Genomic DNA, 22,569 nt, shown 5'->3' on the forward strand with positions numbered 1-22,569 from the left:
GTAGCACGCTTCCGCGGTGATCACCGATGAGCGGTCTTCGGCGCAGCGGCCCGTGCTCGCCGTCGACCAGGGCACCTCCGGGACGAAGGCCCTCGTGGTCTGCCCGGAGCGCGGGGTGATCGGCGCGGGTGCCGTCGAGGTGCGTCCCCGCTTCCTGCCCGGCGGCCTGGTGGAGATCGACCCCGCCGAGCTGCTGTCCTCCGTCGTCGACGCCGGGCGCAGGGCGCTGGCCGACGCGGGCGAGCCGGTCGCCGCCGTCGGCCTCGCCAACCAGGGCGAGACGGTCCTGGCCTGGGACCCGGACTCCGGGGAACCGCTCACCGACGCCCTCGTCTGGCAGGACCGCAGAGCCGCCTCTATCTGCGACGAACTCGCGGACCACGCCGAGGAGTTGAGAAACCTCACCGGCCTGCCCCTCGACCCCTATTTCGCCGCGCCCAAGATGGCGTGGATACGCCGCCACCTCACCCGGCGCGGCGTGGTCACCACCAGCGACGCCTGGCTCGTCCACCGGCTCACCGGCGCCTACGTCACCGACGCCGCCACGGCCGGCCGCACCCAGCTCCTCGACCTCGACGACGTCGCCTGGTCGCCGCGCGCCCTGGAGATCTACGGACTCACCGAGGAACGCCTGCCCCGTGTCGTCGACGCCGCCGGACCCGTCGGCACCACCACCGCGTTCGGCCCCGAGCTGCCGCTCACCGGACTCCTCGTCGACCAGCAGGCCGCGCTGCTCGCCCAGCACGTGACCGAGCCCGGCAGTGCCAAGTGCACCTACGGAACAGGGGCGTTCCTGCTCGCCCAGACCGGCGCGCGACCCCGCCGCGGCGGCTCGGGCCTGGTCAGCTGTGTCGCCTGGCGGCTCGACGGCAAGAGCAGTTACTGCCTCGACGGGCAGGTCTACACCGCGGCCTCCGCCGTCCGCTGGCTCACCGGCCTCGGCGTGATCGGCGGCGCCGAGGACATCGACCCCGTGGGATCCGCCGTCCCGGACGCGGGAGGCGTCACGTTCGTGCCCGCCCTCGCCGGCCTCGCCGCCCCGTGGTGGCGCGGCGACCTGCGGGGCTCGCTGACCGGGCTCGGCCTCGACACCACCCCCGGGCACCTGGTCCGCGCCCTGTGCGAGGGCATCGCCGCGCAGGTCGCCTCGCTCGCCGACGCGGTGGCCGCCGATCTCGGCGAACCCCTGACGAGCCTGCGCGTCGACGGCGGCCTCACCCGATCGGCGCTGCTCATGCAGACCCAGGCGGACCTGCTCCAACTGCCCGTCGAGGTCTCGGCGTTGCCCGACGTCACCGCGCTCGGAGCCGCCGCCCTCGCCCGCATCGGCCTGGACCCCGCGCTGGCGATCGCCGACGCCGCCCCCGCCTGGGCGCCCGCCGCGGTCTACGAACCCCGGATCGACGCGGACCGGGCGGCCGAACGCCTCGCGCACTTCCGTTCCGCCGTGACGGCACTCCTGGAACGCACCCCCGCATGAGCGCCCCCGAGAGCGCGGGGCGGGTGCTGAGGAGCGGCCCGCCGCCCGGCACGACGTACGACGTGACCGTGATCGGCGCGGGCGTCGTGGGCGCGGCCATCGCCCGTGAACTGGCCCGCCACCGCGGGCTGCGCATCGCCCTGCTCGACGCGGCGAACGACGTCGGCGAGGGCACCTCCAAGGCGAACACGGCGATCCTGCACACCGGTTTCGACGCCGTGCCCGGCTCCCTGGAGTCCCGCCTCGTCCGTGAGGGACAGCGACTCCTTGCCGCGTACGCCGCCGAGTCCGGCATCCCCGTCGAGCCGGTCGGCGCACTGCTCGTCGCCTGGGACGAGCAGCAACTGGCCGCTCTGCCCGCCCTGTTGGACAAGGCCGTCCGCAACGGCTACCACGACGCGCGGATCATCAGCCCCGACCGGCTCAGGGCCCGCGAGCCGCACCTCGGCCCCGGCGCACTCGGCGCGCTCGACGTGCCCGGCGAGAGCATCATCTGCCCCTGGACGACCACACTCGCCTACGCCACCCAGGCCGTACGCGGCGGCGTCGACCTGCACCTCGACTGCCGTGTGCTGCACGTCGATCCGGGCGCGGGCCGACACGAGCTGACCACGAGCCGCGGCGCCCTGCGCACCCGTTACCTCGTCAACGCCGCGGGGCTGCACGCGGACGCCGTCGACCGGCTCCTCGGCCACGACGACTTCACCGTGACCCCGCGCCGCGGCCAGCTCATCTTCTTCGACACGTTCGCCCGCGGCCTCGTGAACCACATCCTGCTGCCCGTCCCCACCGCCCTCGGCAAGGGCGTCCTGGTCGCCCCGACCGTGTACGGCAACGTCCTTCTCGGGCCCACCGCGGAGGAGTTGGTCGACAAGACGGACACCGCCTCGACCGCCGAGGGCATCGCCCTCCTGCGTGAGAAGGGCCGCCGGATCCTGCCCGAACTGCTCGACGAGGAGGTCACCGCGGTCTACGCCGGACTGCGCGCCGCCACCGAGCACGACGACTACCGCGTCAGCGCCCACAAGGAGCAGCGCTACGTCACGGTCGGTGGCATCCGTTCGACCGGACTCACCGCCTCCCTGGCCCTCGCCGCCCACGTCACCGAACTCCTCACCGCCGCGGGCCTCGACCTCCCCGCGGCCCGGGAACTGCCGCCCGTGCGCATGCCGAACCTCGGCCAGGCCTTCCCCCGCCCCTACCGGCGGGCCGACCTCATCGCCTCCGACCCCGCCTACGGCACCATCGTCTGCCACTGCGAGAAGGTGACGCTCGGCGAGATCCGCGACGCCCTCGCGGCCACGATCCCGCCCGGCTCGCCGGACGGGCTGCGGCGCCGCACACGGGCGCGCGGCGGGCGCTGCCAGGGCTTCCACTGCGGGGCGCTGGTGCGTGAACTCTACGAAAAGGGCGGGGAGTCGGTGTCCGGATGAGACGTGAACGCATCGTCGACGTACTGATCGTGGGCGCCGGGCCGGCCGGCCTCGCCGCCGCCACCGGTCTCGCCGCGGCGGGCGCGGGCGAGGTCGAGGTGGTCGACCGGGAGCAGGAGGCGGGCGGAGCCGCGCGGCACTGCGCGCACGGCGGATTCGGCCGACTCGGGCTGACCGGGCCGCGGTACGCGGAGCGCTGGGTGGCCGCGGCCGTCGGCGTCGGCGCGGTGCTGCGGACCGGCGTCACCGTCACCGACTGGCCGGGATCGCTCACCGTGGACGCCACCAGCGCGCGCGGCCTGGAACGGATCACCGCCCGAGCCGTCGTCATCGCCACCGGCGCGCGCGAACGGCCCCGCGCCGCACGCCTGGTACCGGGCACGCGGCCCGCGGGGGTCTACACCACGGGGGAGTTGCAGCGGGCCGTCCACGTCCACGGGCAGCGGATCGGCACGCGGGCCGTCGTCGTCGGCGCGGAACCGGTGAGCTTCACCGCCCTGGACACACTGCGGCGTGCCGGGGTCGAGGTCGTCGCGCTGGTCACGGAGCACCCGCGCCACCAGGCGTCGCGGGGCCGCGCCGCCGAGGCCCGGCTGCGGCAGGGCATCCCGCTGCTCACCGGCGCCACCGTCGCCGAACTCCTCGGGCGGGGGCGGTTGTCGGGGGTGCGGCTGCGGCACCGGGACGGGCGGACGGCGTACCTCCCCTGCGACACCGTGGTCTTCACCGGGGACTTCGTGCCCGACCACGACTTGGCGCGGCGCGCCGGTCTGCCGCTCGACCCCGGCACGCGCGGCCCCGCGGTCGACGGCGCCTTCCGCACCGCCGAACGCGGCGTCTTCGCGGTCGGCAACGTCCTGCACGCCGCCGAACCGGCGCGGATGGTGGCCCGCGAGGGCGTGGCCGCCGCCGTCGCGGTGCGGCGCTACCTCCGCGACGGCGACTGGCCCTGCGCCTCGGTCCCGCTGCGGGTCACCGCCCCGCTCGGCTGGGTCGCCCCCAACCGTCTGACACCGGACGAACCGGGCGACGGATTCACCCTGCGGACAACGGAGTTCGTCCCCCACCCCACGCTGGCGATCACCCAGGACGGCAGGACCCTCTACCGCGCACGCCACCGACGCCCGGCGATCCCGAACCGCCCGTTCCACGTCCCCAGCGGCTGGGTCGGCCGGGTGGACGCGCGAGGAGGCGCCGTACGCGTCGCCCTGGCCGACCGAGCGGGTCCCCCCTGAAGGACCACCCCGCTGAGGAACCAGCCTGCTGAGGACCCACCGCGATCGGCCGAATGACGCCTGTTCGCGCGTATGTGAACGCCCGTAGGCTGTGCGACCTTCGCGGTCTGGGGGACGTGTGAACAGTCTTCGTACGGTCGTCATCTGCCTCGTGCTCGTGTGTGCCACGTGGGTGTCGCCGGCCGCGGCCGCGGCGCCGGGCTGGTCGGCGCTGCCGGTGCCGCCGGTGACGGCACCGACCGTGACCGTGAAGGACCTCGCCGCCCGCGGGCCGAGCGAGGCATGGGCGAGCGGATACGAACACACCCCCGACGGGCTGCGGCCGATGCTGTACCGCTGGGACGGCACGGCATGGAGCCGGGACACGACCTTCCCCGGCGCCGGTGAACCGGGCTGGCTCGGCAAGGTGCAGTTCGTCGGCGAGGAGGCGTGGATCTTCCACAACCGCGCGGGGGAGGGGGAGATCCTGCGCCGGTCGGCGGACGGGTGGAGCGCCGTCCCGCTGCCGCGGACCCTGCGGGTCTACCAGGACTTCACCGCGGTGCCGGGTGCCGCGTGGGTCGTCGGCGAGGACGACACCGGCCTCAAGGTGCTGCGCTACGACGGTTCCGGCTGGACCACCCAGACCACTCCGGAGGGTGTGCACTACGTGATGGGCGTCACCGCGCGCACCGCCGACGACGCCTGGGCCTGGGCGGACACCGGCACCGGGCCCGCCGTCCTGCGCTGGGACGGCACGGCGTGGCGGGACGCGAAGGTCTCGCTGCCGCCGAACAGCAACGTGCACACGATCCTGGTCGAACCGTCCGGCAGGGCCACGATCGGCGGCAGCCAGTACTCCGATGCCCCGCCCCGCACCTACCTAATGACCTGGAACGGGCACGTCTGGCGCACCACGCACCCGCCGCTCGGAGACACCCAGACCGAGGCCATAGTGCGCGGACCGGACGGCGCGCTGTGGCTGCCGGTGCGCAGCGACCGCGCGTACCAGTCGAAGTACGCACGGCTGGACGGCCCCCGCACCACCTTCTCCTACGGCCCGGAGCGCACGAACGCGATCGACGTCAAGCCGCGCGCACTGGCCAGGGCAGGGGCCTCACTGCTGTCCTTCGGGACCGTCGAGATCTACGGCTCCAAACCGAACCTGATGAGCGAGCGGCGGGGAGGCTGACCATGGCACGCAGGCTTCTCGTCGCGGCCCTCGCCGTCACGATGACCGTCCTGGTCGTCATGGCCTCGGCCGCGGCGGAACCCCGGTCCTGGCAACATGTACCGGTCCCGGCGCAGGTACGCCCGCAGGCCGCGCTGAACGAAGCCGTGGCGTTCGGCCCCGACCGGGCGTGGGCGGTGGGCGCCGACGCCGTCGGCCGCGAGGCGCCGGGCTTCCCGCTGCTGCTGCGCTGGGACGGGACCGCGTGGCAGCGCCAGAGTCTGCCCAAGATCCGCTGGCAGGGAGAGCTGCTGTCCGTCGCCGCGACCTCACCGGCCGAGGCCTGGGCGGTCGGCCGCGACTCGGCGGGCGGCGCCCGCCTGCTCCGCTTCGACGGCGCCGCCTGGACCGAGAGCCGCCCGCCGCGCGGTGTCGTGCTGACCAAGGTCGTCACCGGTGGCGGCGAGACCTGGCTGATCGGTTCGCGGGACGGCGCGCAGGTCCTGCTGCGCCGGGCCGACGGTGGCTGGCGCGACCTTCCGGTGCCGCCGGGGACCGTGCACGGCCTGCACATCAAGGCGGCCGACGACGTCTGGGCCGCGGGCGAGACCGATACGACCGCGGCCGTGTCGCACTGGAACGGGCGGGAGTGGAAGCAGACGGTCGTGGACGGGTTCCCGCGCTCGGCCGTGGGTACCGTCCTCGCGGTCTCGCCGACCGAAGTGTGGGCGGGCGGCACGTCAGGGTTCGTCGGCGGCCCGGTCGGCAAGCCGATCCCGCCCTTGCTGGTCCGCTTCGACGGGCAGGCGTGGAGCCGGGTGCCGATGCCCACCGACTTCGGCTCGGTCAGCTCGCTCGCGCCCACCACGTCCGGCGAGCTGGGCTGGGTCGCCGTGGCCCGCTCGCAGAAGTACGGCCCGCCGGGGAGCTATCCGCCGATCGTCTCCGGGCCGGATTTCCTCGCCTGGAACGGACAGTCCTTCACCGCGCACAGCGAACCGACGGTGGCCGGGGAGGGCGACTCCTCGATGCTGCGGCTGGCGCCTGTGCCGGGCACGGAGACGGTGTGGTCGGTCGGCAGGGCCGCCGGGCCCGAGAACACCTTCGCACCGCGCATCCTGCGTTTCGGCTGAGCCGCGCCTCTCCGCGCCCCGCCTCTACCTGCCCTATCAGCACGGTGCCACCCCGCGCCCACCAGCGTGGCGCCGTAGCGAGCCATGCCTGGCGCCATTAATAGCTCGCAGTGGTGCCATCTGTGTGCCATAGTGGTGCCACGAACGGCGCGCACTCCTCGGTCCCCTCGGCCAAGGGGTGCGCGTTTCCGCGGAGTGAGCAGTCGAAGGGGTCGAATCATGGAGACAGCACGGAGCCGGCGGCAGGCGGCCTCGGGTGCCTTCGCGGCCTTCGCCCGGTTCGCGCTCTGCGGTGGCGGCGTCGGCCTCGCCTCCAGCTTCGCCGTGGTGGCTCTCGCCTCCTCCGTTCCCTGGGCCCTCGCCAACGCCCTGGTCACCGTGGTCTCCACGCTCCTCGCCACCGAGCTGCACGCCCGCTTCACCTTCGGCTCGGGCGGGCGCGCGACCTGGCGCCAGCACGTGCAGTCGGCCGGGTCCGCGGCCGCCGCGTACGCGGTGACCTGCGCGGCGATGTTCGTCCTGCACCAGCTCGCGGCGGCGCCCGGCGCGGTGGTCGAGCAGGTCGTCTATCTGTCCGCCTCCGCGCTCGCCGGGGTCGCCCGGTTCGTGGTGCTGCGGCTCGTCGTCTTCGCGCGGCACCGTTCGCAGACCGCGGGCGAAGTGAGTGGCGCCCACCCCGTGCGTCCGGCGACCATGGCCCACGCCTCCACCTCGGCCGAGGTCGCGGCGCTCTGCCGGGCCGCGTGAGCGTGCCGGCGGCCGCGCCCGCCCTCACCCGCCTCGCGGAGCCGGGGGCGCACCCACGCATAGGGGTTGGGGGCCCTTCCCACGGCCCCCACCTCCCGCATAGACTCCAAAACTAGCAGCGCTAATTTACGCAGCGAGGCCGGCGAGCCGACGAGACCCGCGTACCTCGCGGCACAACCCGCAGACCACGCAGCGAGACCCGCACAACGATCCGGAGCCGTATCGTGCGCACAGTCCACTTCGCCGCCGCCCGCCGCACCCCCATCGGCAAACTCCGCGGCGCCCTCTCCTCCGTCCGCCCCGACGACCTCGCCGCGGACGTCATACAAGGACTCCTCGACGGCATCCCGCGGTTGGACCCCGCCCGGATCGACGACATCTACTGGGGCGCCGCCAACCAGGCGGGCGAGGACAACCGCAACGTGGCCCGCATGGCCGCCCTCCTCGCCGGGCTCCCGGAGTCCGTACCCGGAGCGACCGTCAACCGGCTCTGCGCGTCGGGTCTCGAAGCCGTCACCATCGCCGCGCGCACCATCGCCGCGGGCGAGGCGGACATCGTCCTCGCGGGCGGCTCCGAGTCCATGAGCCGCGCCCCCTTCGTCCTGCCCCGCCCGGACGAGGTGCTGCCCCACCGCATGGAGGCCGCCGACACTCGCCTCGGCTGGCGCCTGACCAACCCGAGGATGAAGGAACTGCACGGCGTCCTCGCGATGGGGGAGACCGCCGAGGAGGTCGCCGAACGCCACGGCGTCTCGCGCGAGCGCCAGGACGCCTTCGCGCTCCGCAGTCACCAGCGCGCCGCCGCCGCCCGCTCCGGCGGCCACTTCGACGACGAACTGCTCCCCGTCACCCGGCCCGACGGCGTGGTGGTCGACCAGGACGAATGCGTGCGCGAGGACACCTCGTACGAGAAGCTCGCCGGCCTGAAGCCCGTCTTCCGCAAGGGCGGCACGGTCACCGCGGGCAACGCCTCACCGATGAACGACGGTGCCGCGGGACTACTGCTCGTCAGCGAGGAGGCACTGAACGACCTGGGCCTGGAGTCCCTCGGGCGGTACGCGGCCGGGGCGTCGGCGGGCGTGCACCCGGACACCATGGGCATCGGCCCCGTCCCCGCCACGCGCAAGGCGCTCGACCGGGTCGGCTGGAGCGTCGGCGACATCCAGGAGGCGGAGTTCAACGAGGCGTTCGCCGCCCAGGCCCTCGCCTGTGTCGACGCCCTCGGCCTCGACCCGGAGCTGGTCAACCCCTCCGGCGGCGCCATCGCGCTCGGCCACCCCCTCGGCTGTTCCGGCGCCCGCATCCTCACCACGCTGCTGCACCGCATGCGCCGCACCGGAGCCTCGCGCGGCCTCGCCACGATGTGCGTGGGCGTGGGCCAGGGCACCGCACTCCTCGTCGAGCGCGACTGAGCACCCGGGCGCACCGCCACCGACCGGCGCGCCCGCCACACCGCGCAGCAGTCCGACCACCGCAAGGCCGCACGGAAACGGAGCACCACCCTCATGGCCACGCTGTCCCTCGCCGCCGTCCTCGCCGAACCCGCCCGCCGCCACCCCGACCGCACCGCCCTCGTCGAGGGTGAACTGCGGCTCACCTTCAAGGAGTTGTGGCACGAGGCCCGCGCCCAGGGCGCCGCCCTCACGGAGCTGGGCGTCCGGCCGGGTGACCGCGTGGCCCTGATGGCGCCCAACGTCACCGAGTTCCCGAAGGCCTACTACGCCATCCTCGCCGCGGGCGCCGTGGTCGTCCCCGTCCACCTGCTGCTCTCCGCGGAGGAGGTCGAACACGTCCTGCGCGACAGCGGCGCGCGCCTGCTCCTGTGCCACCCCGCCCAGGCCCCGACGGGCGGAGCGGCGGCCGAGGCGACCGGCGTACGCATGCTGGAACTGGGCGCCGAGGGCGAGTTGGAGACGCTGGCCCGCACGACCGAGCCCCTCGCCTCGTACGTCACACGCGCCGCCGACGACCCGGCCGTCATCTTCTACACCAGCGGCACCACCGGCGTCCCCAAGGGCGCCGTGCTCAGCCACTTCAACCTCGTGATGAACGCGACGGTCAACGCCTTCGACGCCCACGACGTCCGCCCCGACGACATCGCGCTGGGCGCCCTTCCCCTCTTCCACGCCTTCGGCCAGACCGTCTCCATGAACTCCATCTGGCGGGCCGGCGCGACCCTCGTCCTGCTGCCCCGCTTCGACGCCGCGCGCGCCATCGAGCTGATGGTGGCGGAAGGGGCGAACACCTTCCACGGCGTGCCCACCATGTACGTGGGGCTCGCGGCCGCCGCCGCTGCCGCGCCCGAACTGCCCAAGCTGCGCCTGTGCGTCTCCGGAGGCGCCTCGCTGCCCGTCGCCGTCCTCGAACGCTTCGAAGAGGCCTTCGGCACCCCCGTCTACGAGGGCTACGGCCTCTCCGAGACCTCCCCGGCCGCCTCCGTCAACCAGCCCGGCCTCGGCATCAGGGCGGGCACCGTCGGCCACCCCGTATGGGGCGTCGACGTCGAGATCGCCCGCGCCGACATCGACGAGCGCGTCGAACTCCTGCCCGTCGGCGAACTCGGCGAGGTCGTGGTCCGCGGTCACAACGTCTTCTCCGGCTATCTGGGCCGACCCGAGGCCACCGCGGAGGCGCTGGTCGACGGCTGGTTCCGCACCGGCGACCTCGGCACCAAGGACGCCGAGGGCTTCACGACGATCGTCGACCGCAAGAAGGACGTCATCATCCGCGGCGGCTTCAACGTCTATCCGCGCGAGGTCGAGGAGGTCCTCATGCGTCACCCCGACGTCGCGCAGGCCGCCGTGATCGGCCTGGCCCACCCCGTCCACGGCGAGGAGATCTGCGCCGTCGTCGTCCCGGCGCCCGACGCGGACAAGGACGCGGACGCGATCATCGCCTGGTCGAAGGAGCACCTGGGGCGGCACAAGTACCCGCGCCGCCTGGAGTTCACCGACCGGCTCCCGCTCGGCCCCAGCATGAAGGTGCTCAAGCGCGAGCTGCGCGCGCACTACGCCGACGGCTCGACGAGCGGCTCATAGCAGTTCTTAGGTGAAGATTCAGCGCCGCGCGAGCGAGGCGCCCGCCGTCTCCGGGGTGAGGCCCTGTTCCAGGTCCTCCGCGAGCAGCCGCTTGGCGATCGCGTCCACCGCGGCGGTCAGTTCCGCGTCCGGCGGGCGCCCGATGTCCTTCTCGATCTCCTCGGCCAGCCAGGACGACCAGGCCGCGGAGATGACCTCCGCCTCGCGCTCCCCGGCAGGCGTCAGCGAGAAGTACGTACCGGTATGGGTCATATACCCTTCCTCGGTCATACGGTCGAAGACCGGCACCAGCACCTCCGCCGGAATCCTGCGCCGCGCCGCGACCAGACCGAGACTGGCGTACCCCACCATCCGGGTGAAGAGCGACACCTGCATGACCGCCCAGGCTCCCGCGATGTCCAGGCGCGTGTCGGAGTCCTTGATGACGCCGCGCACGGTGTTCATACCGGCATTCCGGACGATGCCGGCGACACTCCGCTCCAGGACGTGACCCGAGTCGCCGCTGCTCGGCTGCGCGAAGCCCTCGCCCATGTCGGGGGCGCCCATCCGCGCACTGTCGCGCAGCTCCACCTGCTTGAGGAAGAGCGCCACCAGGAACCCGAGGAACGCCACGGGGACGGTCCACAGGAAGACGGTGTGCAGGGTGTCCGCGTACGCCTCGACGACCGGCCCCGCCGCCGCGCCCGGCAGCTCGTGCACCCCCTGGGGGCTCTGTGCGGCCTTCGCGATCGCCGCCGGATCCGCGGCGCCGGACCCCGCGGCCTCGGCGACCCCGTCCCTGAGGTTGGGCTCAAGAGTGTTGGCGTAGATCGTGCCGAACACCGCCGTGCCGAAGGAACTGCCCAGCGTACGGAAGAAGGTCACCCCCGATGTGGCGGTGCCCAGGTCCGCGTACGGGACGGTGTTCTGCACGGCGATCGTCAGGACCTGCATGCACAGGCCGATGCCGACGCCGAGCACGAACATGTACAGCGACTCCAGCCACGCGCTCGTGGTGCTCCCCATGAGCGAGAGCAGATAGAGCCCGAGCGCCATCACCAGCGCGCCGACGATCGGGAAGACGCGGTACGTACCCGTCTTGCTGACCACGTTGCCGCTGAAGATGGACGCGATGAGCAGCCCGATCACCATGGGCAGCGTCCGCACGCCCGAGATCGTGGCCGAGTCCCCGTCGACGTACTGGAGGTAGGTCGGCAGGAACGTCATCGCGCCGAGCATCGCGAAGCCCACGATGAAGCTGAGGATCGAGCAGACCGTGAAGACGGGATTGCCGAAGAGCCGCATCGGCAGCATCGGTTCGGCGGCGCGCGTCTCCACGACGCAGAACAGTGCCAGCGCGATCAGCCCGCCGACGAACAGGCCGATGATGGTGGGCGACCCCCACGCGTACTCGTTGCCGCCCCAACTCGTCGCCAGGATCAGCGCGCTCGCCCCGACCGCCACCAGCGCGATGCCCATGTAGTCGACGACCGGCCGCGCCGCGGACTTCACCACGGGAATCGTGCGGGCGGCCGCGATGACCACGACGATCGCGATGGGCACATTGACGTAGAACGCCCAGCGCCAGCTCAGATGGTCCGTGAACAGCCCGCCGAGCAGCGGCCCGATCACCGTGGACACCCCGAAGACGGCGCCGATCGCCCCCTGGTACTTGCCGCGTTCGCGCAGCGGGATGACATCGGCGATCAACGCCATGGACGTGACCATCAGGCCGCCCGCGCCGATGCCCTGCATCGCCCGCCAGGCGATGAGCAGCGTCATGTTGGTCGACAGACCGCACAGGAACGAGCCGGTGATGAAGATGACCGCCGAGACCTGGAAGACGACCTTCCGCCCGAACAGGTCACCGAACTTGCCGACGAGCACCGTGGCGACGGTCTCCGCCAGGAGATACGACGTCACCACCCACGACATGTGCTCCGCCCCGCCCAGATCCGACACGATCGTCGGCAGCGCCGTACCGACGATGGTCTGGTCGAGGGCGGCGAGCAGCATCCCCAGCATGATCGTCACGAAGACGACATTGCGGCGACGCCGGTCGAGGACGGCAGGCGCCGGTGCCGCGACTGCGGTCGGCTGGTCGGTCATGGTCACACGGCCACCCTCACACCGGCCCGGGGGCCGTGCATGCGGGGTGAGGCCGGTCCGGTGACGGCGAGGGTCCGGGGGCGGCGGGGCGCTGACGGTGACGGTGCCTATCCGGCAGTGTCCCCGCGCAGCCTCGGCGCGTGTGCCGCCGCGTCCACCGGGGCCGCCTCCCGCTCCACCCGCTCCGCCAGCTCCTCGGCCCAGCGGACCACCTCCGCGACCTCGATCCCGTACGGCTGAGCCTGCCCGCCCGGTGCGGCACGCCAGGCCGCGACCGCGCCCGCGCCCCGCCGCAGCAGCCGGGCCCCGCCCGTGGTGTTGCCGCGGGCCGCGTGGGTCAGCCCGACGGCCAGCTGGGCCAGGCCCTTCCACAGGTCCCGCTCCGCCTCCGGTCCCGACTTCCACGCGTCCTCGAAGACCTCGTGCGCGTGGAAGGGCCGCCCCGCGTCGAGCAGGGCCTGCGCCTCGGTGACGGACTCCCCGGGCGCGCGCACGACGCCCTCGGGCTGCCGGGCCACGCCGTCCGCCCCATAGGGCAGCGGCCGCCCGAGCCCGTCGCGCGGCCGCTGGTTACGGGCCCGGCCCTCCTCGTCGCGATCACGATCACGGCCACCGTCGTACGGTTGAGATGCAGTGCTCATACGTGGATTGTCGCGCGTACCTGACGGCGGTCACCGGGGAACGGAGCACCCTTTCACGTGGGGTAGAGTTCTACCTGTGATCACGCGGGACACCGCACCGAACACACCGGGACGTGGCGCAGCTTGGTAGCGCACTTGACTGGGGGTCAAGGGGTCGCAGGTTCAAATCCTGTCGTCCCGACTCGAAAGAGTCGTAGATCAAGGGGCCGTTTCAGAGCAATCTGAAACGGCCCCTTGATCGTTTTGGGGGTCTGCGCGGCGGGGTTCCGGCGGCTCTGGCCCCGCCGGCATCCCGAGGTTCTAGCGGCGCCGCGGCGCATCATACTGCGTTGACCGATGGCCGAAGCCGCCCCCTGTCGGGTCACCGATCCTGAGCGGCATGTTTGCATGTGCCCATGATCGTTAACGCACAGCAAACCTCCCCGGCCCGGACGTACGTGGACCGCGTCCTGGAACACTGGCACGAGGACGAGGACGCCGAGGCGCTCGTCCAGGGTGCGCAGCGGCTGACCCGGGGAGAGGCTCGGCGGCGGCTCTTCCGGCTGGGACACGCGCTGCGCCGGCAGGGGCTCGCGCCCGGCGACGGCGTGGGCCTGTTTTTGGCCAACCGCGTGGACTCCGTCCTGGTACAGCTCGCCGTCCATCTCATCGGCTGCCGGGTCGTGTTCCTGCCGCCCGAGCCCGGCCCGAGTGAGCTGGCCGCGCTGGTCGAGCAGTCCCGGGCGCGTGCCGTGGTCACCGACCCGCTCTTCGCGCGGCGGGCCGCCGACGCGGCGGGCCGCAGCAGCCACGCCCCCATGCTGCTCGGCCTCGGGCCCTGTGAGCAGGGGTGCGCGGACCTGCTGGCCCTCGCGGCCGAGTGCCCCGCCGAGCGCCCCGACGGCGTACCCGCACCGGGCGCGGACGAAGCCGTCACGGTCCTCTACACCGGCGGCACCCTGGGCCGCCCCAAGCTCGCCGCGCACAGCCGCCGGCTGTACGACACGCTCGTGGACCTGGCGGTGGACGACCCGCGGGAGTCCGGCCCCTCGGTCTTCCCGGCCATGGACCCGGAGACGGACCGGGTGCTCGCCGCCACCCTGCTCACCCACGGCAGTGGCCACCTCACGTCGATCCAGGCGCTGGTGACGGGGGCCACCCTCGTCGTGCTGCCCGAGTTCGACGCGGGCGCGGCGCTCGCGGTGCTGCGCGAGGAGCGGATCACCGCCACCATGTTCGTACCGCCGATGCTGTACGCGCTCCTCGATCACCCGGAGTGCGAGCCGGGCGCTCTCCCCGCGCTGCGGCGGATCGTCGTCGGCGGCGCGGCCTCCTCGCCGAGCCGGCTCCAGCAGGCCGTCGAGGTCTTCGGGCCGGTGCTCAGCCAGGGCTACGGACAGTCGGAGGCGCTCGGCATCACCGCGTTCGGCGCCGAGGACCTCGCCGCGAAGGGAGCCGATCGGCCCGAGCTGTGGCGCAGCTGCGGTCGCGCGATATCCGACGTCGAGATCGAGATCCGTGGTGAGGACAGCACGGAGGCGTTGCCCGCCAGGCAGGTCGGCGAGGTGTGCGTCCGGGGTGAGACGGTGATGCTCGGCTACTACGAGGACCCGTCGCGCACGGCGGAGGCGCTGCGCGACGGCTGGCTGCGCACGGGGGACATGGGCTACCTCGACGCCGAGGGCTACCTCTATCTCGTCGACCGGGCCAAGGACATCATCGTCACCGGCAGCACCAGTGACAACGTCTACTCCCGGGTCCTTGAGGACTTCCTGCTCACCCTGCCCGGGGTGCGCAACGCGGCGGCGCTCGGCGTGCCGGACGAGGAGTACGGGGAGGCCGTGCAGATCTTCCTGGCCACCGCCGAGGACGCCGACGTCGATCCGGACACGGTCGGCGCGGCGGTGACCGCCGAGCTGGGAGAGCTGTACACGCCCCGCAGGACGGTCCTGCTCGACCGACTGCCGACGACCAAGGTCGGCAAGGTGGACAAGAAGGCGCTGAGGGCGGCGTGGACGAGCACGGAGCGTTGAGCCTCTGAGGTCGGCTGTCGGCGATCCGCAGGGCGGCGGCGATGTCCTGTCAGTCGGCCGCCCGCACGGGCCCCGCGGGCGGGCCGAGTGAGACCGTGCACCCCATACGGCTTCCATCGACGGCCCGACGCACCATACTGGTCACGTCCTGATCGCCCACAGAACGACTCCATGGCCAAGAACAGCACCTCCTCGACCACCGTCCCCGACACCGCGTGGCTGGGGCGCGGGCGCCACCTCGGGCCCGAGCCCGAGCAGGATGTCCGGCGCAACCTGATCGCCCTCAAGGCGGCCGGGGTGCTCGACGACTTCCTGGACCTCGACCCCGTCGAGGCGGCCCGCTCCACCGTCCTGCACCCGCGGGACGAGACCGCGGACCCGGGCCCCTCGGCCCGCCGTCTCTTCGAGGCCCGCTGGCGCGTCGCCGACGACGTCACGGTCCGCGCACAGCTGACCACGTACGACCCGGAGACCCGCCGCAAGGAGGGCGAGGGCGTCACCTGGGTCCTCGCCGCCGAGGCGGAGCGGGCGTGGGACGCGCGCTGGCCCTCGCCCGCCACCATGTTCTGGCCCGACAGCGACCGGGTCCCCTGGGACCACGACACCGTCGCGGATCTGCGCCTGCGGTCGACGAACCACCTGCCGAAGGACGACGACGAACTGCGCCACCTGCTGCGGGACTGCACCCGGCTCAGCTGGTTCATCCATGTCGTCGTGCACGAGGCGATGACACCCGACGCGGCGGGGCAGCAGCCGGTCTCCACGTTCCTGCCGCCGAGCCTGCGACACCGCGTGGTCGAGCACCGGGGCACGCCGGAGCAGGCGCAGATCGCCGACTTCGCGATGAAGCGCGAGCTGAGCGTGCGGATGCCGCGCGGCGGCGCCGTCATCCTGCCCGTGGCGCCGCAGGGACAGGAGTACGACGCCGAGCGCTTCACGGTCCGCAACGTCTTTCTCGACGGCTCGGAACCGACCGAACTCCTCGACAGGATCAAGGAGTTCGCCGCGCTGCCGCGCCCGCTGCCGGCCGACGCCGAGCAGGCCCTGACGCGGCTGCGCCAGGGCTGGCACCTGCTCACGCCGGACGAGGAGCTGGTGCACGCCCAGGCCATGGTCGCCAAGTACGCCGAGGCGCTCGACGCCATGACGAAATCCCGCGACCTGTACCAGGAGGCGGCCGAGGCGGCGATGGCAGCGCTGAACGAAGCGGGCGGCGGCGACACCGCGTCCCGGCCGCCCGTGCCGGGGCCCGCCAAGCCGGAGGCATCGCCGCTGAGCGCCCTCACCAAGGCGTTCCATCGCTTCCGGGACCCGCACAAGTAGAGCGCCGGTCCTGGAAGCCTCACGCCCGTGCCACCGGGCACGGGCGGCCCTGACGCCCTTACCCCCGCGCCGCCCTCACGTCGCCTGAGTGCGGCGCGCGCACTCCGCGACCATGGCGCTCAGGCTGCCCGTCCGGTCCAGGAGCTGCCGCTGGACGCGGGCTCCGGTGCCGTGCTCCAGCAGGTCGGCCATCCTCTTCCGGACCATGTCCAGGTCGCCGGCCTCCTCCAGGGCGTCCCGCACGTGATCCAGGAGCCCCGCCATCACCTCCCCGCAGGGCGCGGGCCGCATGGTCACGGGGTCCAGCAGGGAGTCCTCGAGGCCGGACCGAGCGGCCCGCCAGGCGGCGAGGCGCAGCAGGCTGACGTCGTGCGCGGGCGGCGGACTCCCCGCGCGCCACTCCCGGGCGGCCGTCTCGACCAGCGCCCGCGCGAGGGCCGCGATCAGCACGGTGGTGGACGCCTCCAGGCACACGTCCGCGACCCTGATCTCGACGGTGGGGTAGCGGTGGGACAGCCGGGCGTCGAAGTAGATCATGCCGCGGTCGCGCAGCACCCCGGTGGCCACCATGTCCTCGACCTGCTCCTCGTACCGCGCGGCGGAACCGAAGATCTGCGTCGGGCCCGCCATCGGCCAGCGCCCCCACACCCGGCTGCGGTAGCTGCTGTACCGGCTGTCGTTGCCCTGCCAGTAGGGCGAGTTGGCGCTCAGCGCCACCAGGGTCGAGAGCCACGGGCGGATCCGGTCGAGCACGGCCACGCCCTCGTCGTCCGAGTCGACGGAGACATGGACGTGGCAGCCGCAGGTCAGCTGTTCCTGGGTGGTGAGCCCGAACTGCTCCTCCATCCACTGGTAGCGGCTGCCCACGTTGACCGAGGGGCTGACGGGCAGGGGAGAGGTCGCGAGCGCGGCGACCGTCGCCCCCAGGTCGCCCGCGTGCCGTGCCGCCTCCGAGCGCCAACGGACGATCTCCTCCATGAGGCTGTCCATGCCCGTCCGCGGCTGTGTGGCGAACTCCAGCTGCTGGCCCTGCAACTCCTTCTCGAACGTCTCCTCCTCGGGGTCGCGGTAGTCGTCCGCGTGCCGCTCGGCGCCGGGGGGACCCGCGGCGTCCTTGGCGGCTCGGGCCAGGACGGCCGAGGACAGGGCCCGGGGTTCGCCGCTCTCACGGTCGATGAGGAGAAGCTCCTCCTCCACTCCTACAGTGCGCAACCGACATCGCCTCTCTCAGTGCCATCTATGGGCGGCGGATGCCACCGTGGTCCAAGTACCCGGATGCCGGGCTCGCAGCCGCTTTCGGTGCCCCGGGACCTGCCGGAGGTTTCAGCTGGAGCATTTCGGCAAACCGATGGTTTATGGTGCAAATCGGCTACACAATGATGACTGAGCAGGCCGGGCCCCGCGCCCTGGTCGAGGATCTGGTCGCCGCGGAGCGCGCGGGCTTCGACTTCTCCGTGACCTCGGACCACTACTTCCCCTGGCTCGATTCCCAGGGACACTCCCCTTATGCGTGGAGTGTGCTCGGCGCCGCCGCGCAGGCGACCTCGCGGATCCCGCTGATGACGTACGTGACCTGCCCGACGGTCCGCTACCACCCCGCCGTGGTGGCGCAGAAGGCGGCCACGATGCAGCTCCTGTCCGAAGGCCGCTTCCGGCTCGGCCTCGGCTCGGGCGAGAATCTCAACGAACACGTGGTCGGCGCGGGCTGGCCCTCCCCGCAGACCCGCCTCGACATGCTCGAAGAGGCGATCGAGATCATCCGCGCGCTCTTCGCCGGTGGGAACGTGAACCACCAGGGCACCCACTTCGACGTGTCGAACGCCCGTCTGTGGGACCTGCCCGACGAGCTGCCACCCATCGGTGTCGCGGTCTCCGGCGGACGGTCCTGCTCCCTGGCCGGGCGCCTCGCCGACCTCGTCATCGCGACCGAGCCCAAGGCCGAGCTGCTCGACTCCTTCGACCGGCACGGCGGTGGCGGCAAGCCCCGCGTCGGCCAGCTGCCCGTCTGCTTCGACACCGACAAGGACGCGGCGATCGCCCGCGCCCACGACCAGTTCCGCTGGTCCGTCGGCGGCTGGCCGGTCAACTCCGAGCTGCCGGGACCCTCGGGCTTCGCGGGCGCCACCCAGTTCGTGACCCCGCAGGACATCGCGGAGCAGATCCCCTGCGGCGACAACGTCGACGACTTCGTCGAGGCCGTACGCCCCTTCGCCGAGGCGGGCTTCACGGAGGTCGCCCTCGTCCAGGTGGGCGGCGACCACCAGCGCCCCTTCATCGACTGGGCCGAGAAGACCCTGCTGCCCGCGCTGCGCGACCTCTGACACACCGGATACCCGCGGCCCCTTCGGGTACCCGGGACCCCGTAAGGCACCAGCAACCACCGGAGAGAGTCAGCGTGAACGACACACCCAACCCGGCCTCCCCCACTTCCCGGCCCGACTCCCCAGACGTGGTGCAAGTCGTGCTCGGCGAGTGCTCGGCGGCCGACGCGGACACCGTATTCACCGTGCTGCGCGACCACTTCCCGTCCGACCGCGGAGACGACGCCCCGACCCAGACGGGCAGCTCGGACCCCGCCGTCTGGACCGGCGCCTTCCGTGCCTCCCGCACCCCCGAACCCGGTGCGGGCGTCCTGCTCGCGGGCTCCGTCACCGCCGATCTGCAAGGCGGTCCGGTGGCGGTGGAGCGGGTGCGCGCGGCACTCGATTCCGCGTTCGCCGTCACCGCCAAGGGCACGGTCTCCGGCGACCAGGAGATCCAGGTGCAGCTGCGCCTGACCGGCGCCGAGCACGGCGAGGCCCGCGAGCGAGCCTGAGCGGCCGCGGCCCGATCGGACGCACCCCCGCGTGTCGCACGCGGGGGTGCCGCTCGTCGCGCCGGTGTGCGGGCATCGTGGCGGACGATGCTCGCACCCGGCGGACTCGCGCCCGGTGCGTTGCCCCTGAACCGGCGGCCGCGAAGGAGAGCAGAACGGGTGCGTGTGATCAGGTCGGGTCCGGTCGTGGTGGTGGTGCTCGCCGCACTGACCGCCTGCGGCGGCGTCGACGCGCGGGAGAACGGCGCGGCCGGGGCCGCGTCCCGCTTCGTGGCGAGCCTGCGCGCGGCGGACACCACGCGCGGCTGCGCGGCGCTCGCCCCCGGAACCCGCGACGAACTGGAACAGTCCGCCGAACTGCCCTGCGTGCGAGCCCTGCCCGAGGTGGGCCTGCGGCCGGGGGAGAAGGTGCGCAGGGTCGATGTGTACGGGCACCAGGCACGCGTGGTGACCGACCGGGACACGCTCTTCCTGTCGACGTTCCCCGGCGGCTGGAAGATCACGGCCGCGGGCTGCACCGCGCGCCCCGAGAAGCCGTACCAGTGTCTGATCAAAGGCGGTTGACGGATGCGGACCTTGTTCACGGCGTATCTGGTGATGGTGGCCGGAGGGCTCGCCTACTGCATGGCGCTGGGGCTGATGCAGCGGTGACCCGGGACCGGAGCTTTCTGCGCGACAACAGTCTGACGCTGGTGTTCGGCGCGGGCTTCCTCCTCTCCCTGGCCGGACAGGCCATCGCCGGGCACGCGGACTTCAACAACCAGCTGATCGCCGAGGACCTACAGCCGCTGAGCTTCGGCGGCTACCTGCTCAGCTCCGACTTCGCCGTGGACGTGACGGAGAACTGGCAGTCCGAGTACCTCCAGTTCTTCCTCTACATCTTCGGCACGGTCTGGCTGCTCCAGCGCGGTTCCCCCGAGTCCAAGGAACTCCACAAGGCGGGACCGGAGTCGGACGCGGAGCAGAAGACCGGGAAGTACGCGAAGCCGTATTCGCCGCGCTGGGCGTCCGCCGGAGGGGCGCGTCAGGTCTGGTACTCCCGCTCGCTCGGCACCCTCATGTGCACCCTGTTCCTGCTCTCCTGGCTGGCGCAGTCCGTGACCGGCGTAGCCGCGTACAACGAACAGCACCTGCGTGAACTCCAAGCCCCCATCAGCTGGTTCGCGTACCTGGGCGCCGCCGGCTTCTGGGCCCGCACCCTCCAGAACTGGCAGTCCGAGCTGCTCGCCGTCGGGTCGATGGCCATCTTCTCCGTCTATCTGCGCCAGCGCGGCTCACCCGAGTCGAAGCCGGTGGGCTCCTCTCACGAGGCGACCGGCGTCGAGGGCTGAGCCGAGGGCTGAGGGGCCAGGGGCTCGCGCAGCGCACTGCGGCCCTGCCGCCAGGCGGCCAGCAGCCGTGCCGCGAGGCGGTCCTCCAGGAACCCGGTGGCCTCGACGCCGAAGGCCACATCGGCGTCGAGCGCCGGCTCGGCGGCCAGGAGCCCGCCGACGACATCCCGGCGCACCACCTGCTCGTGCACGGCGTCCGCCTCCACGTGTTCGTCGTAGAACCGCTGGGCGGCGGGTCCCGCGCCGGTACGGCGCAGCGCCGCGGCGAGCCGGCGCGAGCCGGGTGAGGAAGTCACCTCGACGGACGCGAAGTGGCCGACCAGCGCGCCGCGGAGCGCGCGATGCAGACCGAACAGCGACATGAGGTTCACGGGGGCGAGGGCCTCGGCGGGGGCCGCGTCGGCGTAGTGGCCGTAGGCCGTCTCAAGCCCCAGGTCCGCCATGAGGTCGGCGAAGAGGCGGGCGTGGATCTCCTCGGCCCGCCCGGCACCGAACTCGTCGAACTCGATGGCCACCATCGCCGCCTTGGCCCGGCCGTGCAGCCGCGGGATGACCCACGCGTGCGGGTCGGCCTCCTTCAGGTGGTAGAGGGAGCGCAGTGCCGCGTACTCCCTGAGCTGCCACAGCTCCCCGTCGCGCAGGAGGTGGTGGCTGACGCTCGTATCGTCGTGCCCGACGGGCTCCACCAGCAGCGCGGCCAGCGCCTGTTCGGCGCCGGCGCCCGAGGGCACATCGGCCCGCAGGGCGCCCAGGAACCGCTGCTCCAAGGCGTGCCGCAGGCCCAGCAGCTCCGGGTCCCACTCGCGTTCGTCGGCCACACCTCGAAAGCCCTGGTAGTGGAGTTCGTACAGGACGTAGAGAGCGAGCTGGAGGTCTTCGCCGTACGGGTCCGCGCTCGCCACCCTCTGCGCGAGAGCCGCGATGGGCTCGTCGCGCAGCAGCGCGGCGGCCACGCCGCAGGACAACTCGCCGCGGCATTCGGGGAGTTCGGGGCTGTGCAGACGGGATTCGACGGGGGCCGTCATGAGGTGGGGTCCGTTTCGCGGGAGTCCGTCGTGCGCGTACGCCCGCCGTCGGGCTTGACCCGGCGGCGGTGGCTGGTGTCGCACCACGGATACGTACGGCTGCGGCGGCAGGTGCAGATCGCGACCGTGAAGCGCCGCGAGGCGAAGACGGTGCCGTCGTCGCCGACCACCTCGACCGGGCCTTCCACCAGCAGGGGCCCGTCGGGGTCGACCGTGACGCGGCGGGGACGGTCAGCGGAGTACGGCACGGATGACCACCAGTTCCTCGTGGGTGTCGTCGTCGCCGAGGAGGTTGCGTCGGCGCAGCCAGGCCCGGCGGGAGCGCAGGACGGGCCCGAACGGGATGAACCGCCTGTCCGTGACCTTGGCGTCGAGCCCCAGCCAGGTGAGCCGGTCGAGTGTGGCGTCCACGCCGCACAGCGCGGAGTGCACCATCAGCAGGACACCGCCCGGACGCAGGGCGTGGGGGGCCGCGTCACAGACACGGTCCACGACCGCCCGCCCGGCCGGACCGCCGTCCCACGCCCGCGCGGCGCCGCGCCGGGGGAGCAGGGGGGAAGGAGAGGGCACGTACGGCGGATTGCTGACCAGCAGGTCGTAGGGGCCCTTCGGGGCCGCGGCGGCCAGATCGCCGTGGCGCACGGTCACCGACTGCCCGGCCAGGCGTGCGTTGAGGCGAGCGGTCAGCACGGCCCGCCAGGAGATGTCCACGGCCGTCACCCGGGCCCCGCGCCGCGCCGCCGCGACGGCGAGCGCTCCGGTGCCGGTGCCGAGGTCCAGGACCGACGTGCCGGGGCCGATGGCCTCGCGGTGCAGGGCGCGGGTCAGGAGTTCGGTGTCGTGCTGCGGGGCGTAGACGCCCGGCAGGGCGAGCAGATGGGCCGGGCGGACCGGCGGCGGTGTCGACGTCCGCGTCTGCGTGGTCATGCGGCATCTCCCGTCTGTGGGAACTCCACGAGGGGCGCTCCTCCTTCCACGGTCCGCCGGTTCGCCACCGGCCACCACTTGAGGCATCACGGGTGGTGACTTGTCACGAACTGTGCGGATAGCTTCCTGCGTTTCTCCTGACACTGAGTGCCCGGGCGGTACTGATCCACACCTGGCGCGTTCGGATGTGC

General features: G+C 72.9%; 20 protein-coding genes and 1 tRNA gene. 15 read left to right on the forward strand and 6 right to left on the reverse strand.

Annotated features, from left to right (window positions below; all coding sequences use genetic code 11):
- The first annotated feature begins 16 nt into the window (after positions 1-16).
- The 8 genes from IG54_RS0112215 (at position 17) to IG54_RS0112250 (ending at position 10,216) form a co-directional block, all read left to right on the forward strand.
- Positions 17-1,480 (forward strand): FGGY family carbohydrate kinase, encoded by a 1,464-nt coding sequence (locus tag IG54_RS0112215; protein WP_234336117.1) that lies wholly within the window; start codon positions 17-19, stop codon positions 1,478-1,480.
- Positions 1,477-2,913 (forward strand): FAD-dependent oxidoreductase, encoded by a 1,437-nt coding sequence (locus tag IG54_RS0112220; RefSeq protein WP_051819453.1) that lies wholly within the window; start codon positions 1,477-1,479, stop codon positions 2,911-2,913. The genes IG54_RS0112215 and IG54_RS0112220 overlap by 4 nt, the downstream gene beginning before the upstream one ends.
- Positions 2,910-4,148 (forward strand): NAD(P)/FAD-dependent oxidoreductase, encoded by a 1,239-nt coding sequence (locus tag IG54_RS0112225; RefSeq protein ID WP_030781375.1) that lies wholly within the window; start codon positions 2,910-2,912, stop codon positions 4,146-4,148. The genes IG54_RS0112220 and IG54_RS0112225 overlap by 4 nt, the downstream gene beginning before the upstream one ends.
- 118 nt (positions 4,149-4,266) lie before the next feature.
- On the forward strand, positions 4,267-5,319 hold the full coding sequence (locus IG54_RS0112230) for a hypothetical protein (RefSeq protein WP_030781378.1): 1,053 nt from the start codon (positions 4,267-4,269) through the stop codon (positions 5,317-5,319).
- Positions 5,320-5,321: 2 nt separating this feature from the next.
- The gene (locus IG54_RS0112235) at positions 5,322-6,431 is read left to right on the forward strand and encodes a LigA protein (protein ID WP_030781381.1); all 1,110 of its coding nucleotides are present in this window, start codon (positions 5,322-5,324) and stop codon (positions 6,429-6,431) included.
- 219 nt (positions 6,432-6,650) lie between these two features.
- On the forward strand, positions 6,651-7,178 hold the full coding sequence (locus tag IG54_RS0112240) for a GtrA family protein (RefSeq protein ID WP_030781384.1): 528 nt from the start codon (positions 6,651-6,653) through the stop codon (positions 7,176-7,178).
- Positions 7,179-7,402: 224 nt separating this feature from the next.
- Positions 7,403-8,590 (forward strand): thiolase family protein, encoded by a 1,188-nt coding sequence (locus IG54_RS0112245; RefSeq protein WP_030781387.1) that lies wholly within the window; start codon positions 7,403-7,405, stop codon positions 8,588-8,590.
- A 93-nt stretch (positions 8,591-8,683) separates the two neighbouring features.
- Positions 8,684-10,216, forward strand: a complete 1,533-nt coding sequence (locus IG54_RS0112250; protein WP_030781390.1) for a long-chain-fatty-acid--CoA ligase — start codon at positions 8,684-8,686, stop codon at positions 10,214-10,216.
- Positions 10,217-10,234: 18 nt separating this feature from the next.
- Here the strand turns inward: IG54_RS0112250 and IG54_RS0112255 are convergent, their stop codons facing one another.
- Positions 10,235-12,304, reverse strand: a complete 2,070-nt coding sequence (locus tag IG54_RS0112255) for an MDR family MFS transporter (protein WP_106976993.1) — start codon at positions 12,302-12,304, stop codon at positions 10,235-10,237.
- 107 nt (positions 12,305-12,411) lie between these two features.
- Complete coding sequence (locus IG54_RS0112260; RefSeq protein ID WP_037896937.1) at positions 12,412-12,945, reverse strand: DUF309 domain-containing protein; 534 nt, start codon at positions 12,943-12,945, stop codon at positions 12,412-12,414.
- Between the two features lie 107 nt (positions 12,946-13,052).
- On the opposite strand from IG54_RS0112260, the gene IG54_RS0112265 reads away from it, so the two are divergent.
- The 3 genes from IG54_RS0112265 to IG54_RS0112275 all read left to right on the forward strand — a co-directional run bounded on the left by IG54_RS0112265 (position 13,053) and on the right by IG54_RS0112275 (position 16,280).
- Positions 13,053-13,126 (forward strand) — tRNA-Pro (locus IG54_RS0112265).
- Between the two features lie 214 nt (positions 13,127-13,340).
- The gene (locus IG54_RS0112270; RefSeq protein ID WP_234336119.1) at positions 13,341-14,957 is read left to right on the forward strand and encodes a class I adenylate-forming enzyme family protein; all 1,617 of its coding nucleotides are present in this window, start codon (positions 13,341-13,343) and stop codon (positions 14,955-14,957) included.
- 171 nt (positions 14,958-15,128) lie between these two features.
- Positions 15,129-16,280 carry a hypothetical protein gene (locus tag IG54_RS0112275; RefSeq protein ID WP_030781403.1) on the forward strand — a complete coding sequence of 384 codons (1,152 nt, stop codon included), beginning with the start codon at positions 15,129-15,131 and terminating at the stop codon, positions 16,278-16,280.
- A 75-nt stretch (positions 16,281-16,355) separates the two neighbouring features.
- Here IG54_RS0112275 and IG54_RS0112280 read toward each other — a convergent pair whose 3' ends face one another.
- Positions 16,356-17,492 carry a glutamate--cysteine ligase gene (locus IG54_RS0112280; protein WP_030781405.1) on the reverse strand — a complete coding sequence of 379 codons (1,137 nt, stop codon included), beginning with the start codon at positions 17,490-17,492 and terminating at the stop codon, positions 16,356-16,358.
- 143 nt (positions 17,493-17,635) lie between these two features.
- On the opposite strand from IG54_RS0112280, the gene IG54_RS0112285 reads away from it, so the two are divergent.
- The 4 genes from IG54_RS0112285 to IG54_RS0112305 all read left to right on the forward strand — a co-directional run bounded on the left by IG54_RS0112285 (position 17,636) and on the right by IG54_RS0112305 (position 20,426).
- A complete protein-coding gene (locus IG54_RS0112285; protein ID WP_030781408.1) occupies positions 17,636-18,601 on the forward strand; it encodes an LLM class F420-dependent oxidoreductase in 966 nt (321 codons plus the stop codon).
- Positions 18,602-18,675: 74 nt separating this feature from the next.
- Positions 18,676-19,095, forward strand: coding sequence for a hypothetical protein (locus IG54_RS0112290; RefSeq protein WP_234336121.1), 420 nt, complete (start codon positions 18,676-18,678; stop codon positions 19,093-19,095).
- 159 nt (positions 19,096-19,254) lie between these two features.
- Entirely contained in the window at positions 19,255-19,659 is a 405-nt protein-coding gene (locus IG54_RS0112295) for a hypothetical protein (RefSeq protein WP_234336122.1), read from the forward strand.
- Positions 19,660-19,742: 83 nt separating this feature from the next.
- Positions 19,743-20,426, forward strand: coding sequence for a DUF6766 family protein (locus IG54_RS0112305; RefSeq protein WP_030781416.1), 684 nt, complete (start codon positions 19,743-19,745; stop codon positions 20,424-20,426).
- On the opposite strand, the gene IG54_RS0112310 is transcribed toward IG54_RS0112305, so the two are convergent.
- The 3 genes from IG54_RS0112310 to IG54_RS0112320 are packed head-to-tail and all read right to left on the reverse strand — an operon-like array spanning position 20,399 to position 22,378.
- On the reverse strand, positions 20,399-21,451 hold the full coding sequence (locus tag IG54_RS0112310; RefSeq protein WP_030781419.1) for an iron-containing redox enzyme family protein: 1,053 nt from the start codon (positions 21,449-21,451) through the stop codon (positions 20,399-20,401). The two genes, IG54_RS0112305 and IG54_RS0112310, sit on opposite strands and share 28 nt — an antisense overlap.
- Positions 21,448-21,699, reverse strand: coding sequence for a CDGSH iron-sulfur domain-containing protein (locus IG54_RS0112315; RefSeq protein WP_030781422.1), 252 nt, complete (start codon positions 21,697-21,699; stop codon positions 21,448-21,450). The genes IG54_RS0112310 and IG54_RS0112315 overlap by 4 nt, the downstream gene beginning before the upstream one ends.
- On the reverse strand, positions 21,683-22,378 hold the full coding sequence (locus IG54_RS0112320) for a HemK2/MTQ2 family protein methyltransferase (RefSeq protein ID WP_030781426.1): 696 nt from the start codon (positions 22,376-22,378) through the stop codon (positions 21,683-21,685). The genes IG54_RS0112315 and IG54_RS0112320 overlap by 17 nt, the downstream gene beginning before the upstream one ends.
- Positions 22,379-22,569 lie beyond the last annotated feature (191 nt).

Origin of the sequence: Streptomyces sp. NRRL S-920, assembly GCF_000717945.1 — a bacterium.
In the GTDB taxonomy this organism is placed as follows: Bacteria; Actinomycetota; Actinomycetes; order Streptomycetales; family Streptomycetaceae; genus Streptomyces; species Streptomyces alboniger.